The sequence below is a fragment of the Marinoscillum sp. genome (assembly GCF_965229915.1).
Taxonomy (GTDB): domain Bacteria; phylum Bacteroidota; class Bacteroidia; order Cytophagales; family Cyclobacteriaceae; genus Marinoscillum.
Map to the genome: position 1 here is coordinate 3,275,536 of NZ_CBDDJZ010000001.1, position 18,010 is coordinate 3,293,545.

8 protein-coding genes are annotated in these 18,010 nt (G+C 42.9%); 3 read left to right on the top strand and 5 right to left on the bottom strand.

Translation table 11 applies throughout. The annotated features are described in order from the left end of the window. The first annotated feature begins 137 nt into the window (after nucleotides 1-137). Nucleotides 138-8,756 carry a T9SS type A sorting domain-containing protein gene (locus tag ACO067_RS14225; RefSeq protein ID WP_421875077.1) on the top strand — a complete coding sequence of 2,873 codons (8,619 nt, stop codon included), beginning with the start codon at nucleotides 138-140 and terminating at the stop codon, nucleotides 8,754-8,756. A 177-nt stretch (nucleotides 8,757-8,933) separates the two neighbouring features. Here the strand turns inward: ACO067_RS14225 and ACO067_RS14230 are convergent, their stop codons facing one another. From ACO067_RS14230 to ACO067_RS14250, 5 genes are read right to left on the bottom strand one after another with little or no spacing between them, the layout of a single operon-like run. Continuing rightward, entirely contained in the window at nucleotides 8,934-9,812 is an 879-nt protein-coding gene (locus ACO067_RS14230) for a DUF5777 family beta-barrel protein (protein WP_421875079.1), read from the bottom strand. Continuing rightward, nucleotides 9,809-10,375, bottom strand: a complete 567-nt coding sequence (locus tag ACO067_RS14235) for a YceI family protein (protein WP_421875081.1) — start codon at nucleotides 10,373-10,375, stop codon at nucleotides 9,809-9,811. The genes ACO067_RS14230 and ACO067_RS14235 overlap by 4 nt, the downstream gene beginning before the upstream one ends. 4 nt (nucleotides 10,376-10,379) lie before the next feature. Further along, nucleotides 10,380-11,183 carry a SprB repeat-containing protein gene (locus ACO067_RS14240; protein WP_421875083.1) on the bottom strand — a complete coding sequence of 268 codons (804 nt, stop codon included), beginning with the start codon at nucleotides 11,181-11,183 and terminating at the stop codon, nucleotides 10,380-10,382. A 15-nt stretch (nucleotides 11,184-11,198) separates the two neighbouring features. Continuing rightward, on the bottom strand, nucleotides 11,199-12,440 hold the full coding sequence (locus ACO067_RS14245; RefSeq protein WP_421875085.1) for a hypothetical protein: 1,242 nt from the start codon (nucleotides 12,438-12,440) through the stop codon (nucleotides 11,199-11,201). Further along, nucleotides 12,433-12,954: an RNA polymerase sigma factor gene (locus tag ACO067_RS14250; RefSeq protein ID WP_421875087.1), complete on the bottom strand. Its 522-nt coding sequence runs from the start codon at nucleotides 12,952-12,954 to the stop codon at nucleotides 12,433-12,435. The genes ACO067_RS14245 and ACO067_RS14250 overlap by 8 nt, the downstream gene beginning before the upstream one ends. A 273-nt stretch (nucleotides 12,955-13,227) precedes the next feature. Between ACO067_RS14250 and ACO067_RS14255 the strand changes: the two genes are divergently transcribed. Together ACO067_RS14255 and ACO067_RS14260 are read left to right on the top strand one after the other, a co-directional pair. Continuing rightward, nucleotides 13,228-15,723, top strand: a complete 2,496-nt coding sequence (locus ACO067_RS14255) for a triple tyrosine motif-containing protein (RefSeq protein WP_421875089.1) — start codon at nucleotides 13,228-13,230, stop codon at nucleotides 15,721-15,723. A gap of 208 nt (nucleotides 15,724-15,931) precedes the next feature. Further along, nucleotides 15,932-17,989, top strand: a complete 2,058-nt coding sequence (locus ACO067_RS14260; RefSeq protein ID WP_421875091.1) for a fibronectin type III domain-containing protein — start codon at nucleotides 15,932-15,934, stop codon at nucleotides 17,987-17,989. Nucleotides 17,990-18,010 lie beyond the last annotated feature (21 nt).

Below are 18,010 nucleotides of genomic sequence, written 5' to 3' on the forward strand. Positions count from 1 at the left end.
GTTTTAACATAACGCCAACCGCTATGATTAACAACCCTCCTTAGAATTCAAGGGGTGGAGGTATTTTGTCCTTCACCATCGTGTTGCCACCGTCCATATCCTAAAATCCAGTATAAACACTAATTCACATTATTCTTATGGGAAGATCTGTACCCAACCAGAGATTTTCTGCACTTCTATTGTGCTTATTTATTTCTACTTATTCATTTGCTCAAATCACTCTGCCCTATTTCGAAGACTTTGAATCGGACAATGGTGGATGGACCACCGGCGGTACCAACAGCAGCTGGGAATATGGTCTGACCACAAGCGGCTCAAAGGGATGGGCTACTAACCTCGATGGAGACTATAACAACAGTGAAACTTCTTACATTGAGTCGCCTGTATTGGACTTTTCTGGTTTAAGTGAGGATCCATTTCTACACTTTGACCTTTCCTATGATATTGAACGTGGATGGGATGACGCCTGGTTAGAAGTAAGTGTTGACGGAGGGAGTACTTACACAAAAATCTCCAGTTCAGAGCTTGGATACTACAGTGCTGATGGATGGTCAGATGACGGGGAATTGACTGGTTTAAGGCTAACATTGGATACTCTGGCTGGAAAATCGCAGGTAAGTTTTCGAATATCATTCAAATCTGATGGTTCTGTATTTGCCTCTGGAATCATCTTTGACAATTTTGAGATCTTCGGTCAGCCAGAATCAGATATTGCATTGGTTGCACTGCCAATGACAGATTATTCTGCAAGCATTAGTGAGGAATACCTCAGTATAGATATAGCTAACTATGGAACTTCTAGTGTTAGCTCAGTGCCATTGTCTATAACTATTTTTCATCCAGATAGTACCACTACACAATTTAGCGAGACTGCTAGTATAACGATCAGTCCTGATGATACAGTAAGCTATGTATTGACACAAGCTATTCAATTCTCAGATGTTGGTTACTACAGTGTTACGGTGGACTTGTCTAATTCGGATGATTATAACTCAAACAATAGTGCAGTAGCTGTTACCAAAAAAATTGACACCTATACTGGATCACTACCATACACCGCTGATTTTGAAAGTGTGACTTTAGGTGATTATCAACCAACTCTTGATACAATAGAAGGGGCTAAAGGGTTTGGTTATATAGCCTCTTCCAGCAACGGAAGATTGGGTATTTTCCAGAGTCTCTCATCTTATGAAGGCAATTCTCTGAAGTTGTCCAGAGCAGGAACCGGTACAACCACCAATGAATTGATCTGGACATTTGATGGATCTTCGTATTCAGTAGCATCAGATGTGATATTACTGGACTTTGCCTTTTCGGCCTTCAACCCATCCTATGGCACTGATGATGTCATTATGATCCGTGGAAGTGAGTCAGATGAATGGGTATCCATTTACAACTGGTATGATAACCGTCCACCTACTTCGAAATGGAAAAGAGTAAGTTATTTCAATCTCAGCCAGGCGCTGGCGGATGCCAGTCAGGATTTCTCTGCACATACTCAAATCAGATTTACTGAAAAGGATGATTATGCTGGGGATTACTTTGGGTTAGATGATTTTAAGGTGTTTGTACAAGCCGCCAATGATGTTGCCATTTCAAATGTGACAGTGCCAGATATATCTTCCTCTCTTGGAGCTACAGAGGACATTACCCTGGAGGTGACTAATTATGGTAAGAACCAACAGACGAGTATTCCAGTAGTAGTTGCGGTAGATGGGCCTGATGGCATTCAAGAGGAAACTGGCACACTGACTACTGCATTAGACAGTGGACAAAGCGCTGAGATTACTCTTTCCGGGTTATTTGATTTTACCAAAAAGGGTGATTATGCGGTTACCGCCTACACTTCATTGGCTACTGACACCAAACATGATATTGATACCATGACTGATGTGCCAGTATACAGTCAATGGGTATATGATGGAAGCCTTCCCTATGAACTAAATTTCGATGCGGAGAGCAGTCAAACAGTTTTTGAAGGTAGTGGAAAAGTCGGTTCTCAATCAGGTTTGAGTTTTTTAGCAGATGGCTATAATGGTACAGCACAGATTGATGATTATAGTGGCATTTCTTACAGTGGAAAATCGATGTTCCTATCCAGCTCTAATAGTTCGCTATATGTGGTTGGTAACCTTTACATCAATCTAGATTTATCATCAAAGACTGTAGCATCTGATCAGATTATAATGGATTTTAAGTTCAGAAGCCGATACGTGTCTTCAGCAGATTCGCCAGGTGTCTATGTGCGCGGTAATGAAGCAGACGAGTGGTTGTTGCTTTATGATTGGTATGCCAACAAGGTGGATCAAGAATGGGTATCTGCGGACTTCTTAAATATTACCGATACGCTGGCTGCTCATGGTCAGGAGTTTTCTTCGGAGACTCAAATTAGATTCAGGTCAAGGACGTCTTCCGTTTATCCCAATGGACTGGCTTTAGACGAAATCAACATTTATGAAAGACCAGCCTTGGACCTCAGGGTATTGGCTATTGAAACACCGCAGAATCAAGTGGAGCTAGGTTCGGCTGAAAACATATCCGTTCAGATATTGAATCGTGGATTATCGGGAGTGGCAGATATTCCAGTGAACATCGAGATAACTGGACCTGGAGGCACTGTAGAAGCATCTGAGACTATAGCAGGAACTTTAGCTTCAAGCGATACGGTCGACTATACCTTCAATCAAACTGTTGACTTTTCTACACCAGGAGTATATCAGGTAAAGGTATTCACCAGCCTGGATGGTGATGCTGATTTGGACACAGATACACTTTCCGTGAATAAAGAGAGATTATCAGTGGCCACCGCTCTTCCATTTACAGTAAACTTCAACAACATTTCGGATACGACCTATACCGAAAATCAGCAACAGCTTGGAGGTATCGAAGGGCTTGCCTATCAAAAAAGTGAGGAATGGGCTTTTGCCGAAGTTTCCAGCACTTATGCCTACAACGGTCAGTCCTTAAAAATGTCACGTGACGACTATCAGGCCGCTAGCAATGCATTGATTGTTACCCTAGATATGAGTGCTTATGATGTGTCCACTAATGACTTTTTGTTGGACTATCGATATACACAGTATGGTGAAGAGGTGCATTCCGAGGATCAGGTTTTTGTTCGTGGAAGTGAATCTGACGAATGGATCGTTATTCATAATTGGTCAGATAATCTGCCATCATCCAGGTCTTGGGTGACGGTTACTGGTTTAAGCATTAGTGATACACTATCCGCCAATGGTCAGTCCTATTCTGCTTCTACACAGATCAAATTTGGTGAGTATGATACCTATCCAGATGAGGATCTTTATCTGGATGATATTCGTATCTATGAGTCTGCAGCCACTGATATCAATCTATTCACAAGTAATTTGACTGGTATCACCACCACAAGAGAAAGTACGATTGATTTGAATGTATCAATCGCCAATAGAGGATCCCAAGCTCAAACGTCTATTCCAATGGGGATTCAGATCAACGGCCCGAATGGGAGCGAAATACTAAATGAAACACTAACTGTCTCATTAAATGCTGATGACACAGTAGATGTGGATCTGACGAATTCATTGGATGTATCTGAGATTGGTTCCTATGATGTTGTTCTATATACCGCTTTGGCTGGTGACGAATATCAAGATAATGACACGCTGCGTTACACCTTCAATAAACTGCCTAGGTATGATGGAGGACTTCCATATTTGGAAGATTTTGAAGCTACCAGTGAAGCGATATACGAAGGCTCAACGAATTCACTTCCATTTGCTGGATGGACCTTTGAGACGGATAGTGATGATAGAGGTAGATTGGAAGTAGGTCAGCATGTAGATTCCACCTCCCAATCCGTATTTATGTCCATCGGATCAAGTGGCTATACACAGGACAACCTGATACTCACTGCTGATTTGAGTGCCAATGTAGGCAATGATATCATTCTTGGATTTGACTTCTCGCACATCAGTGGAAGTGATTACTTCTCATATACTCGTGTGTATGTCCGAGGAAGTGAAGACGATAGTTGGTTAACCTTGTACAACTGGTATGCGAACCGGCCATCTCAAGGTGAGTGGGAATATGTAAGAAGTCTTGCTGTTTCTGATTTGCTTACCGCCAATGGTCAATCGCTTACAGAATCGTTTCAGGTGCGATTTAGGATGATGGACTATAGTTCAGGAGAGGGATTCGTACTAGATAATATTACTTTAGATGTTCGACCTGATAATGACGTTCAGGTGCTTTCGGCAGAACTGCCAGATGTCACAGCCAATTTGACCGCAACTGAATCCATCAGTGTTGATTTGTTTAACAATGGTGCCATCGAGACGACAGAAGTTCCATTGACAATAGAAGTTGATGGGCCAAATGGTTCACAAACGGTGACTGAAACCGCCGCAATTGCTATCGCTAGATTAGATACAGGCACCTACACCTTTACTGAACAATTTGACTTTACTACAGCGGGTACTTACACACTAAAAATTTATGACGGGTTAGTGGATGATCCTGAGAATAGAAATGATACGATTAGCTATTCCATGTATCGTAAATATTTTTATGCTGGTGATTATCCGTACTTCGAAGATTTTGAATCGGATTCAGCAGGATTCAGAGCTTACGGTACCAATTCGTCTTGGGTCTATGACACACTAGACACCGGTGACCAGAAAGGATGGGTGACCAGAAATGAATCTGGTGAGCACAATAACAGTGAGCTATCTTACCTGGAGACTCCAGTGTTCGATTTGACTGGCATGAATAGTCAGCCTCTGGTATCTTTTGATCTAAAGGTAAATCTGGAATCATGCTGTGATGAGTTGTGGCTAGAGTATTCATTGGATGGAGGGGAAACATATACCAAAGTTTTGAGTGAACAACTTGCCTATAATCGAGGGGATGATTTTTGGAATGGCAATCGGGAAGTGAAGGTTACTCTTCTAAACCTGCCGGAATTACTTGATCAATCAAAAGTGGTCTTCAGGTTTGTATTAGATACCGATGGGAGTGTTACCAAAACGGGTGTGCAAGTGGACAATTTCCACTTACTAGAAACGCCAGCCAATGAACTGGCGATGGTTTCCACTGGTGGTGTGATAAGCCCTACATTTGGTACGGCGGAGCATCCAACCATCACCATCACCAATTTTGGGACGGATGCTATCACCTCAGTAGATTTTGGAATGAGAATCATCAGTCCTGCAGGAGATACTGTGAATATTGCTGAAACGGTTTCAGTGAGTCTTGCTTCAGGAGATACACTTACTCACGCATTGTCTACGGATGTTGACCTTTCAGCAAAAGGTGATCACGACTTGAAAGCATATGCCAAGATTACCGGTGATCAGTTTGCTGAGAACGATACGGTTCGCGGAAAAATGATTCACCAAGGTGTGTATGCAGAAAGTTTGCCCTATGTTCAGGATTTTAATCAAAGTGGATTTGGTTCATTCAACACGACCACTGCAGAGCTTAGTACTTTTTCTGAGTTGAGCTTTATTGCTGATAAAGGTGTTTTGAATTTTTCATATAGCGGTTCGAGTTACTACAGCCATATTTATTCAGATGGTAAATCTCAGGACCAGATGGTAGCGACTCTCAATCTGTCAGACTACACAGTAGCTGATAATGAGCTTTTGTTGAATACGGACATAGTTCATTCTGATTCTCAAGCAGACACCATGAGAGCAATTTATGTTCGTGGGTCTAGTGAGGACGTGTGGTTGCTTTTGGAAGATTTAGGTGAACACCAACATGGAGGATCTACATTAGAAGAACTCAGGGGGCTGAATATTAGCTCTCTATTGAGTGCCAACGGGCAAGACTTTTCTGAGACCTTCCAAATTTCATTTAGCAGCAATGATACGTACATCTATAGCAGTTATACCTATCTGAATGTTTACAAAATTGAAGTCTTTGAAAGACCTGGACATGATATTGATGTGAGTGCACTCGCCGTTCCAGAATCAGGGTTTGAAGTAAACACATCACAAGAAGTCACAGCTACCTTGATCAACCAGGGAGGCTCTTCCGAATCGGACATTCCGTTGACATTCTATGTACAAGACTCAGAAGGTGTTCAGGAATTCAGCCGTACAGTATCTGGTCCCATGGCTACAGGGGATACACTGGTTGTTAATGCTAATCTGGACTATGATTTTTCAGAAGATGGTACCTACATTATCTCAGCAGTTGCTCGGATCGCCTCAGATACAACAGCACTAAATGATTCATTGACGTCTGTCCTGGTAAATCAGTCTATTTACAATAGTGAACTACCTTTAACAATGACATTTGAGTCATTATCAGATACTGCTTATACCACATCCCGTGGAGTAGTTGGAGGAGTCCAGGGATTGGACTACAAGAAAGGAAATGGACAATTGATGGTTCAGACAGGTGAAGATACCTACTTAAGGTTAGGTAGATCAAGCTATCAGTCTGACCTAATAGAGAATGCACTGGTGCTGACGATGGATTTGTCGGATTTGGATACAGCGACCAATGATCTGGTATTTGATTTGGATTTTAAATTCAGAACTTACAACAATTCACGGTCTAGTATTTTTGTTCGAGGGGACACTAGCGCGCAATGGATGCCGTTTTATGACTTTAGCTCAGAACAGTCCAATACTTTGATTCATAAAGAATTTCTTCCATTGCGAGATTCATTGAGATCCTATGGGCAAAACTTCTCCACCACTACTCAGATTAAGTTCATGGAGAGGAATACCAGTACTAGCTATTATTTTGATCTCCACGGACTGGAGATTTATGAGCGCTCACCACAGGATGTAGCCCCATCAAATATAGCTACTACCCTCATTGCGTATGATCACACCGGCTCATCACTGAGTGTGGACCTGATCAATAAGGGTAGTGCGGATGTATCAGCGATTCCGATTACAGCAAAGGCAGTAGCCGAAGATGGAACTGAGCAGACGCTGACTGGGGCTTATACAGCTACTCTAGCCGTTTTGGATACTGCCACTTTCACGTTTGATAGCTACTTTGATCTGACTGATGCAGGTAGGTATGAAGTGATGGTTTATGCCGGCCTTGCGGAAGACGGTAGAAGGTCCAACGATACCTTAAGGACTGAAGTTTACACGCGTTCAAATAGCACGCTGGACCTACCTTATTATCAGAGCTTCGATACAATGGCTCTTGGGACGTTTGATGGAATTTCTTATGAAATACCGGGCTTGAGTGGATGGAGCTACCAAAACATGGGAACTACTTATCTAGCCATTGATACAGCGAAAAATGAACCAACAGGTAAAAGTTTATTAGTTAAAAACGCCCAAGATCAAGTATCAAATACAGAGTTAGTTTTCACACAGGATTTGTCTGACTATTCAGTTGCCAATCAGGACGAGCTGATTTTGGAAATGCAGGTGAATACCTACACTTCCTATAGAGATGATTTAACGCTTTACATCCGTGGAGATGTCAATAGTGAGTGGATTGCTATGGGAAGTGATATCGAATACTTTGATGAGTATCATCTATCGGATTCCCTTTCTGCGAATGGACAGGACTTTTCAGCAACCACACAGTTTAAAATGGAGTTTTTACTTCATTATAACTACTCTACCTTCTGGATAGACAATTTCTGGTTGTACAATTTGTCAGATAATGTAGCTCCACAAACCTTGACACTCTCATCAGATACAGTCCAGGAGGAAAGCTCAACAGATCAATTCGTTGGAGTGTTGTCTGCAGACGATCCAGATGAACCACTCGATTTACAGTATTCTTTGACTTTTGTAGATGGAGATGATGACAGAGATAACTTTAAGTTCCACTTGAAGGAGGACTCATTATTCTTGGATTATGTAGTTGATTTTGAGACTGATTCCATTCTAAATGTGAACATTAGGGTGACCGATTCCCATGAGGCATTCTTGGATCAGGCTTTTGAAATCAGAGTACTGGATGTCAACGAGCCATTGACGGGACTCACACTATCCAACTCCTGGGTATATGAAGCCAACGAAGACACGGTACTTGTTGGGGAGCTCATCCCGACCGATGAGGATCTCCATGATTCTTACAACTTTGAGTTAGTAAATGATGACCTGGGGCCAGACAATGATCGACTAATTCTGGATGGAGCGATGCTGTATGTGAAGCAGCCTGATTACGAAAGTAAAAATACGTTTGATTTCCATGTTCAGGTGACGGAAGCTTCAGGCACATCTGTGGATTTATCTTCCACTATCAATGTAAACAATGTGAATGAGCCTCCAACGGCAGTTGATATCCAACTAGAAACCATCAATGAGGATGCTTATTTAGGGCAGCTTGTAGCTACATTCTCCGCAACCGATCTAGATGAAGGAGACAATACATTCACCTACTTTATAGATGACACGAATAGGTTTGCTGTTTCTGGTAATACCATGATTACTGCCACTACTTTTGATATTGATGAGGAGCTCACCATACCGGTGGAGTTAACTGTTAAAGATCAGGTAGGAGATAGTTTGACGGTTGGCTTTGATGTGGTCATTATCGATCTGATAGAACTTGGCGTGGAGGATGAGCAGCTTATGGTCTATCCAAACCCAGTAATGAATGAACTGCACATTCAGAACTCGAAAGTGACCAGAGTACAGGTGTATAGCCTTTCGGGAATTGAGATTGACGACAAGTCTCTTATCAATACGAAGACACTTGATACTTCAGACTGGCAGTCTGGTGTCTACTTGCTTCGAGTGTGGGTAGATGATCAGTATAAAGATCTCAAGATCATTAAGAAGTAAATAAAAGGAGTAGTCTCAAAAGCCTAGACTCTCAGTCATTCTGAACCTGCCTGTCGGCAGACAGGTTAATTTCAGAATCTAAAGTGCTGAATTCATTGCATTAAAGATCCTGAAACTAGTTCAGGATGACTCATTATCGGCTTTTGAGACTGCCTCTTTTTTTATCTGCCTCTTTTTTTATCTGTCTCTGTTCCCTATCTGGAAAGCTCTGGAAATATTGAATCCAAAATGGATATCCCCATTGAAGAAGTCATTGGTCGTTTCTCCAATGAATCCTTTCTCGATCATGGCTGTGGCATTGGTCAGTTGTAGCTGGAAGACATGACCTCCTGTCTCTATATCTACACCTATAGCAAAGGCGTCCAGGTATTGACTTCCTTTATCCACCAGCTGTGGAAAGTATTCCGCATTGATGGTCACTCGTTTGCTCACTTTCATTCGTCCACCCACACCCAGTGCCCAAACGTGATCAGAGGTTTCATTCTCTTCTACCAGCTCATAGAATGTGTAGGATGGAGTAATCTGCAACGACAATGCGGGTGTAATTTTTCTGGCTATTAAGGCCTGATGCGTGACTGCCATGCGATCCGTAAAGTCAATCGGGTAGCCATCAAAGCGCTTGAGCGTTTTAATGGTAGCTGAGGAAAACCAGGTAATGCTGACTGGTACTTTTTTAACTCCCGTTTGCTGTTGTAGTACTCTATACTTGACAAACCCATCAAATGTCTTTTCAAACGAACTCCTGCCCAATCCTGCCATTAATCGGTCCGTGAGCGCATACTCCAGAGCCAGGCGGATATTGGACTGATCCAACCCCCAGAATTGGTAGGCGCCAGAGTTAACCGTCCCAAATCGGTGCGAAATGATAAACTCTAACGTACCCTGATCTCGAGTCTCAATACTATGTCCATTGATGATTCGTGTTCCTTTGAAAGTAGCTGTAGTGATGTTTTGAGTCGGTTCTTCTTCTGCCTGCAAGTCAGCTAAAAGATCATCCTGAGCTGTCAATACATGGATTAATAGCAAAAGGATGCAGGTAAATAAAGTTCTTATCATTGATCTGTGGGTTTATAATCGAAGCGAAACACGCTCGTTACTAATACTTCTTCAGCGATGTTTTTAATCAGCATGGTTGGTACCTCAATATCATAGTCCTCTACGCGAACCAGAAACTCAGTTTGAGCGATTAGCTTGTCACCATTTCTCTTAAAGACCACTGGCACATTGATTTCATGGGTCACTCCATGGATAGTGAGCTTCCCGGAAGCCATCTGAACCAGTGAATCGGTTAAGTTATTGAATTTTGAGGCGTCAAAAGCATCGATCGTACCGGAGAAGGTGGCTTTTGGATACTTCTCAGACTCCACGTAGTTTTCATTGAAGTGTTCTTCCATCAGTGATTTGTCAAAATGGAAGTCCTTCATTTTCATGGAAACAGCCACGCGCCCACTACCAAGATCCAAAGCACTAAGTGCTGATTCATTGATGGCCTCAATGTCTTCCAAAGGTGCTTCAGAAAAGAATCTGATGTAGGATTCTGTATCCATTAGCCGCTGTGCAAATAACAAGCAAGGTGCAACGAAGATGAATACGGCTAGCGTAAAATTTTTATAAGTCATGATATTAGTTATTTGGTGCGCCATCATTTACCCAGCAGGTGATCAAATCAATCTCCGCATCGGGCAATTTGCCGGAAGGCGGCATAGTCCCAGCAGAAGTACGAGATTGAATGCGCGACGCATTTGTTCGGATGTTTTCCAGCGAACTTAGGTTAGGAGACTGACTATTGGCATGGCAGCCTGATAGGGCACAGTTTTGTTCTATAATTGGTGCAATGTCTGAAGCGAGAGAAACTCCCGAAAGGACCTCTACGGATTGAGATGAGGAACATCCGGCATCATCTGTAATGGTGAGCTCGTAGGTGCCAGCAGCAATGGCATCAAATACTCCATCAGCTGACGTGCCATGGTCTGACAACATGTAGGTATAGGGTGATGTGCCACCTACTGCATTGGCTGACACACTGCCCTGTGAAGTTCCACAACCTGCTTCGGTTACAGTTACCGCATCAATATTCACACCATCGGCATTAGCTACTTGCACTGTTTGTGAGGTGCTGCATCCATTTGCATCTGTTACTTTGGCGGTATAAGAGCCTCCATTTAGGGAGTTGAATTCTCCATTGTCATTAGTCTGAGCACCCACTTCAAAAGTATAAGGGCCTTGTCCTCCTGATACTGACAGGGTGATGCTGCCATCTGCTGCGTTGCAAGAGGCATCAGTAGTGCTGACTTCAAGTTGCAAGTTGGTCGCTGAGCAGTCTACAACTTTTTCTACTTTTTCAGATTCGCATCCCCACAAAAGAAATACGATGAGAAGTGGTTGCCAGAAGTATTTGGTGTTCGAAAGGAGATTTGTTAAATGCATGATGAAAATAGATTTCTACGGTTTGTTTGGTATTAATTTCTGTTTGATTGTGAACAGCACCCCGTATCCATAAAGTGATACATTGCCCCAGCCTACTTCTCTGAGAGGTGCTTGCAAAAACGGCTCTATACGGACTATGGTACCTGGCAGCAAGTGATATTCACCACTGACGGAAACATTGGCTATTGACCATCGGAGTGTACTGTTCTCATCTGTCACCCAACTGGTTGCTGCCCCAGGGTTGGGCTGTTCGTATTCGTAGTAATATTGTTCATCAAGTAAGATGTAGGTGCTCAGGCCACCACTGACGCTCCAGGTCCACTTGGGTCTCTGGAGAATGTCATATCCTACAGTAATAGGTATATCAATGACCGAGCATGATCCATTGATCAGTGAAGGTTTGACGCCATTGGTCTGATAGTCCCAGTAGCTATCTGACAGGTTGTATGACTCCCCTGAGGACGTATATTTTTTTTGATTATAGAATACTCCGGTTTGTAATTCTAGTCTACTAAGAGGTTTCCAAAAAAGCCGCAATCCTACTTTGTTCGTTGGGGTAGGTTTTTCACTTAGACCTAGGCTGTTGAAATCAGGAGCCCATGACAGACCAATAGCAAATTGTTTCCAATCAAATCGTTTTTTATCCAGGCAAGTCGTTTTTCCTTGAAGTGTGCTAATGTTCGGAGCTTGATTGAGCTGGAAGGCTCTCTGTTCCACTAGCATGAAAGGAGGAATGCTTGATACAGGGTGTTCTGGAATCGTAGCTTTGGATACATTTAGATCCTTTCCAGTGGGTCTGTCTTCTCTTGTGTCTACACTTACTCGGGTTGATGTTATAGAACCGGGGGTCTCGTTTCGTTTTATATCGATTGGGTTCATTGATCGATTGCTTCCAACAGAGTGTGATGGTTCTTCCAGCGCGATTGATTCATTTTTGGAGGTCTGAGGTGTGGGTGCATTCTCAGCTTGCTCTCCTGTGTAAGTCAGTGTTTCGGCAGTTTGATCAGCCGGGGAGAGGGAAGTCTTACCCACAGGTCGAAGGTACCAGCCTAAAATAAAAGCAAGACCTGTTGCCAAAATCAGTATAATGATTCCTTTAGTCAAACCAACTCCATGGCTTGAGGCAGAAGGAATCGCCAGTGGTGAGCTGTTTAATTTCGCTTCCATTTTGGCCCAGTCCTCTTCCATGAATGGACTCTGCTCCACATCCAGGTGCTTTTTGAAATACCGCTCAATATGGTTTTGATCGTCACTCATTGATTTCCAGGTAATCTTTCAGCAATAGCTGCAACTTCTTTTTGGCCTTGTGGTAATTGCTTTTGGATGTTCCAGCAGAGATATTCAGCATGGAGGCTATTTCTTCATGTTTATATCCTTCAATGGCATATAGGTTAAACACCGTGCGGTAGGCCATGGGCAGTCTTCGAATGAGTTCCAGTAATTCATCATAGTGCAGTGTGTCCAGTTGGGTTTCCTTGACAAGTTCACGCAGACCAGCTTCCATCTCCAGATGTTCCATCTTCATTTGATATTTCTTCAGATGATCCAATGCACTGTTGATCATGATTCTCCTTATCCAAGGTTTGAAAGGTTGCTGTTGGTCAAAACTCCTGATATAGGTAAATACTTTTAGGAAACCATCATTCATTACCTCCACGGCATCCTCTCTTGTTTCACTGTATCGCATGCAGATACTCAAACAGTATCCGTGAAATTCACGGTAGAGCTCTTTCTGTGCGCTGCGCTTGTTGCGGGCGCACCCTTTGATCATGCCTGAGATGTTTGCGTTCACCTGATGCATCTACGGTTGCTACAAGTCACTTAGATGTTTTTTACCTATACCTCCGTTGAACTGAAAATGGTTGCTTGTGCATAGGAATTTATTTAAAAATACCCTGAAATATCCGATAGAGGGATATTGAACCTGTTTGAGCTTTTCATAATGAATTAATAAACACCAGTTCTTTAAGTCTTTCTAAGAAAAGTTAAATTGCATATGCTTCGGTAAAATGGGGCGTAATTTAACCACCTACTAAAACTCGCTATGTTTCGATTACTCGCCGCCTGCCTGTTGATCTTTTGTATCAGGCCAGCATTTACACAGGATGGGGATTTTCCTATCACACATCATACATCCAATATAAAGGGGCTGGAGTTTACTACTTATGACCTGACATTTGATCAATTCGGCCTCATGTATGTAGCCACCAACTCTGGAATATTGAGATATGATGGTGTTTACTGGGATTTTATAACAACACCGGCAGCTACATTCTCAGTGCTGGTCGATGAAAACAACCATACATTCATAGGTGCTATGGGCGGATTCGGGGAACTGCAACTATCGGATTCCGGACTGCAATACGTCACCATCAGCCCAGATTCTCTGAAAGAGCATCAATTCAGGTCCATAGTGGATGTAGGTGATAGTTTATTGTTTGTCAGTGATCAGTTGATCTGCAGTTATCAGCCCAGCACTGGCGATATTTTCTATTTTAATTCGCCAGATAAGTGGCCTATTGAAGCAGTAGTGAAGTATAATGGTGATCTGTTCATTACTACCCGAATTGCGACTTATTTCTGGAAAGGAAATGAAATGCGTGAGGCGGAGTTGTTTGACGGTGAGTTGCCAGTGAAAGTAATAGAGCGATCTGGAAATCTATTAATGCTGTCTCATGCTGGCAAGCTTTTTACCATGCGGTCCGATAAGTTGACCCCAATTCAACAAATCGGGTTTGAAATTGAGGATTTTAAATGGGTCAATGACAGTGTCTATGTGGTGAGCTCCAGAAATGAAGGTAGCCGCCTACTCAACTACAACACGCAAAAAGTAATCGGAACGATTAACTACAAATCAGGTCTACCAGACAATGAGATCAGTGCTATCGAGGTGGACTGGAATGATGGCATCTGGATTGCTCACCAGTTTGGTTTCAGCAGGGTAGATCCTAATTCGCCTATTGAGTGTTTGAGCAACGAAGAAGGATTGGAAGGAAATCTCATTGCGTCCACTGTTTACCAGGGCAAAGTGCTTTTGGGTACCAGTTCTGGATTATTCCGACCCGTGGTGGATAGTGTATATGAGATGAAAGAAACCGCAACTCGGCTTCAGGCCAAAGGTCAGAAGAAGACGTCCTCCAAACCAATATTAAAGGAAGTCCGCTGGGTATATCAGCGAATACCAGGTATCAGCAACAAGGTGAACGCCTTGCAAAAACATGCCGGCAAACTACTGGTAGGCACCAACGAAGGACTCTTTTCATACGATGGAGATGAACTAGTGAAGATTGTTAGCGATCCGGTATCTAAGATCAATTCCCTGCCTCGAACCAATGAGTTTTTGGTAGTGGATGATTTTAAAGTCAGCCGATATACGTACTCGGAAGGAGAGTATACCGAGTTGCCTTTCGGCCTGGAAGACCAATTAGTGGTCTCAGTCTTTGGGGATCGTAAATCTCTGGTTTGGCTGGTTGGGACAGATAAGCTGCAGGCAGCTGGACTTACCTATCAAGGAGCATCAGTTCTATCGGAAGTTTCTTTTCCGAATAAGTTTATGGAGACTCCAACCATCTGTGAGCTCGACAAAGGGCTCTATTTCATTACCAGTCAGGGCTTTTTTAAATATGATTATCAGCAGAAGTCTCTAAAAGCTGACTCTGTAATGGAATCTCAGTTGGGTAAACCTGTTCAGCACCTAATAGATCCTGAAGGGGGTTTTTGGATGTACGATGGCAAGCTGTGGAAGCATATCAACCGACAGGGTGAGTCGTTCACCTATCCGTACCTTAGTTTATTCCCGGATCTCCGATACATTCATCAGGATGGTGACGCACATGTTTACTTTATCAATAGCGACAACAAGTTCTACCATTATACGCCTGAGGAAAAAGGAGCTAGACTTTATAGCAGCAATATTTTCTATAAGCACCTATTTGCCAAATCAGCTTATACACCCTATTTGCAGCAGGTAAGTCTGGATTATGACCAGAACTACTTGCGTGCGGAAGTAACACAACCTGACTACCTGGGCTTGTTAAAAGTCGAATATCAATACCAACTGGAGGGTATGGATGATGGCTGGTCAGAGTGGAGTGATAATAACCGCATCAACCTGAACTTCCTACCAGAGGGTAAGTACACACTACAGGTTCGCTCACGCGATGTGTTTGGACGGATGCAGACCATTGATCCAATCACACTGGTGGTAGATCCTCCTTACTGGCAGACTACCTGGTTTTACTTTTTAGAGGTGGTCTTTTTTGCCTCGCTGGTGCTGATCTCCACGCGACTGAATCAGGGCAAAGCATCCAACCGATTCCTGACCGAAGGCTTGACGGTGTTGACGATTGTCGTGATCATCGAGACGCTGCAATCTGCTGCAGGTTCGTACATACAATTTGCCACTTCACCATTTATTGATTTCCTCATCAATCTGTGTATTGCACTGGTGATTTTCCCATTGGAGCTGCTCTTGAAAAAGATCATCAAAAGTGGTAAGGTGCCGGTGAAGCTGAAGGGGGTGAAGAACAACGGTGATTAGGTCCAATAGTTATTGCAATCGGTTGTCTTTTTTGTGTCAGCGGTAAATAATTGATAGATGCGGTCATTTTGATGAATCACTGGGAAAAATCCACAGGATTGTATTTGTTTTAGAAAAAATTTCAATTATTCTTGCAAATACCAGCTTTTATAAGTGACGGAATAAGCTATTAATAAGCTTAGTTGTTGACGTCCAACCAAGCCGCCTGATGACTAACCTAACCAAGAGTCCTAACATAAGAACACCGGATCCATTGGCGAGTAACGACGTTATTAGTAAGTTACTGCTTCTATTGATCCTATCTGTTTGTGCGAGTTTTGAAGTTTTCGCACAAGCACCATCCTATGTTTTTGTGAGGAATGCTCCTGCATCAACACGATCAAACCCAGTCATACAAGTCAAATGGTTTTCGGAAGATATTCTGAATCCGGAAGGGTTCAATCTATACAGACGGGAATTAGGGGAGTCCAATTGGACCAGACTCAATTCAGTGCCTTTGACCAAGGGAGTGATGCCTGCAGCTATAAAAGCCGCTGATGAAGAGCTAGACTTTTTAGTAGACGTGGTGAATCAAGCTCCTGAAGACTTGAAGGAAGAATTTCTTTTCATGAATCTGTTGCTGAAGTCTTTTGAGAGTAACCAACTGGCAAACTTTTTAGGCATTTTTTACAATGACACGGGAGTTCGGTATGGAACTTCTTACCAGTATCGTGTTGGGGTGATTCGGGGTGCAGATGAAACGTATCTTACCCCATCCCGATCGATTGAATCCGCAGATTATGGCCCTCTGGCACCAATCGAGGGAATAGAGGTATTTCAGGAAAAGAAGACCATTGTTCTCAATTGGGAACAAAATGAACAGTCCTTCTATGCTGTCAATATCTATGCGGTGGCTGGAACGGGGGATACGCTTTTCCTCAATAAGGAACCTGTTATTTTGAGTATGGTACCTGATAGTACGGGCAATTACGATTATCCTGATCCAATGTTCAAGGCTTCTGGATTTGAAGAACTAGAAACTTATTCCTTTTACCTCAAAGGGGTTGATTATTTTGGAGAACTAACAGAGCCTTCCAAGTCAGTTTCCATACAGTTTGATGACACCACTCCACCACCATTGCCATCTAACGTGCGAGGCAGAGCGGATTCACTTCGTGTAAGACTTATCTGGAATCAGGAAATGGTTCCTGACTTCAAAGGATTTAATATATTCAGATCCACCAAAAGTACGGGTCCTTTTGAAAAGGTGAATAGCAATATTTTAGCCGCAGAAACTCGGGAGTTTCGGGAGAAACTGGAAATTCCGGGACCTTACTACTATGCTGTAGAGGCGGTGGACCATTCCAACAATCAAATCCGGTCGGTGCCTGCATTTGTTGAAGCCCAGGATGTGTTTCCTCCAGCAAAGCCACAAGGACTGACCATAAAAGCGGATACTGGAAAGATGGTTCTGACCTGGAAAATGAACCAGGAGAAGGATTTGTTGGGGTATTATATCTACCGTACAGTAGATAGTGACAACAGGAAAAACTATGTGCTGATGAATGGCGACCCCATTGATACCAATGCATACATTCAGGTATTACCCAAGGTTGTCAAGAATGATTTTTTCTACTACGTAGTTGCAGTAGATACTTCGTTCAATCGGAGCCCAGATTCAGACTTTGCCACGGCGGTTCTGCCAGACGTCACTCCACCGGAGCAGCCGTTTATTGAGAGTGTAGATTACACGGAAGAAGGGATACAACTGACCTGGACTGGAAATGTTGAAACAGATCTGGCTGGCTATCATATCCTGCGAAGTGATAGTACGGGAGGTAGAGGACAACAGGTAAACGTAGATGCTCTTCCTATTTTCTCAACCAGATATCTGGATCGATCGGCTAGCCCGAATCAGGAGTACTTTTATTCGGTAGTAGCATTTGACAAAGCTGGCAATATCTCTTCCAATCTCAACCCAACCCAAGCTTATTGGTACCAAAACTTTGAGGTAACAGAAGAACTAGAACTCAAAATCAAGTCTAAACGCAGAAATAAAACCAATAAGCTGGAATGGGATCCCTTGGAGTCCAACATGGTGAAAGGTTACATCGTGTTTCGTGGACCAAGTGAGCGAGTGGTTAAGCCATTGACAGGAGTACTTCGGGAAAAATTCACTTTTACCGACAAGGTAGAGCGGGATCAGGATTATTTCTATCAGGTAAGGGCCTACACTCAAACGGGTCAGGTGATTGCATCGGATATCATTGAAACCAGAATAAACTAACATGAATCCATTCTATATACA

Bases quoted from the DNA above. Each gene is read 5' to 3' on its own strand.
- ACO067_RS14235 (WP_421875081.1), bottom strand. From the start codon at position 10,375: ATGACTTATAAAAATTTTACGCTAGCCGTATTCATCTTCGTTGCACCT.
- ACO067_RS14260 (WP_421875091.1), top strand. From the start codon at position 15,932: ATGACTAACCTAACCAAGAGTCCTAACATAAGAACACCGGATCCATTG.
- ACO067_RS14250 (WP_421875087.1), bottom strand. From the start codon at position 12,954: ATGATCAAAGGGTGCGCCCGCAACAAGCGCAGCGCACAGAAAGAGCTC.
- ACO067_RS14225 (WP_421875077.1), top strand. From the start codon at position 138: ATGGGAAGATCTGTACCCAACCAGAGATTTTCTGCACTTCTATTGTGC.
- ACO067_RS14230 (WP_421875079.1), bottom strand. From the start codon at position 9,812: ATGATAAGAACTTTATTTACCTGCATCCTTTTGCTATTAATCCATGTA.
- ACO067_RS14245 (WP_421875085.1), bottom strand. From the start codon at position 12,440: ATGAGTGACGATCAAAACCATATTGAGCGGTATTTCAAAAAGCACCTG.
- ACO067_RS14240 (WP_421875083.1), bottom strand. From the start codon at position 11,183: ATGCATTTAACAAATCTCCTTTCGAACACCAAATACTTCTGGCAACCA.
- ACO067_RS14255 (WP_421875089.1), top strand. From the start codon at position 13,228: ATGTTTCGATTACTCGCCGCCTGCCTGTTGATCTTTTGTATCAGGCCA.